Annotated in this window: 1 protein-coding gene; it reads right to left on the bottom strand. The window is 51.8% G+C overall.

Features of this window, described 5'->3' with window-relative positions; translation table 11 throughout:
* A partial coding sequence (locus tag EOO50_RS17630; RefSeq protein WP_290841600.1) for a DUF5103 domain-containing protein occupies window positions 1-1,233 on the bottom strand: 1,233 nt, incomplete at its 3' end.
* Window positions 1,234-1,294: the final 61 nt, after the last annotated feature.

Here is a 1,294-nt window from a genome sequence, read left to right as displayed (position 1 = left end):
TTCGTAGTCGTTTTCCGTATCCGAATAATTCCCCTCGATCAGGGTTTCATTGCCCGTAAGGTTCATTCCGGAGCGCGACACGGGCGAAGGAATGCCTTTTAAGGAATAATTATAGTTATAGACGCCCTGCTTCAGTTGAATTTCAGCCCGGTAGGCCCGCAAATCCGGCACGTAGCTCATCCGGTTGAGATCGTTTAACTGCCAGAAATTGAACGCACTGTTCACGAACAGTTCAGCATTCGGAACCTCGTCCATGCGCAGCGTAAAAACCGTCGTGATGTAGTCGGCCTGCGTGGCTCCGATGCGGGTTTCGAGGTGATCGATCACGTATTGTCCGTTAAAATCGTCGGTTTGCACATACGCGCCCACGCTTCGAATGCCGTCGGCGTTCACAAAAACCGTGTTGCGGTCTTCCCGGCGATCGATCCGTTCGATGTAATTGCCACGCGACAAAACCGTTCGGGTATCGAAATACCGGTATTCGTTCCCGCCCGGAAACGTGTTTTTCAGATCGAAAAGCCGGTATTCCAGCAGGTTGTCGAACGCCCGGACGTTGGTTGGCCGCAGGCCCGTGATCACGCGGTCGTCGCGAAAATTCTGGCGGATAACGATTTTCAGGTCGTCCTGGGGCGAAATGAGCGGATAGCCCCGGTAACTGATTTCGAAATTGATCTGCTGGTCGGTGAAACGCAATTGCGGATCGTTGGCAAACTGCGCCGTGGCCGATACACCCACGCGGTTGAGGTAGGTACAGAACCGGCGGCTGAAATAAATCTGGTTGGGGTTCCGCTCGTTATAAACCACCAACACATAATTGCCCGGCAGTTTCACCTTCGGCACCGGAAACCGGTAGTGGTAATACGGGATTTTGGTGTTCTGCGAAATCTGATAATCCTGAATCGGATAGTCATTGTATTCGTACGTAAACTCAATGTCATTCAGAATCGACCGTTGCCAGTCGGCGTTGCAATGCACAAATTTGGCACGAAACGGGCGGAATGTAGCCGTCAGATCATCAAATTCCAGCATCAATTGCGTCTCGACGGATTGATCGATGATGGGTGGATTGAGCGTCTGCGCCGGGTCGGTCGGGTCGTTGCCGAGTACGGGATACAGCAACACGGTTTTGATGGATGGATCGGCAATACGATCGTCGGTCGGCAGGGTTTGAGCGGAAGCCCGCACCAGCACCATGCCGTTCAGCAGCAGGAAAAGTCGGAAAAATGGAGGCATTTAGAATGGATAAATCGGTATAAGTAGGAACGAAATTTTAGGGAAAGGCAGTATAAAAAAC

The sequence above is a fragment of the Flavobacterium sp. genome (assembly GCF_004211145.1).
GTDB lineage: Bacteria > Bacteroidota > Bacteroidia > Flavobacteriales > Flavobacteriaceae > Flavobacterium.
The sequence above is the reverse complement of the archived record's forward strand: the minus strand, read 5'-3'. Positions and strand labels throughout refer to the sequence as shown.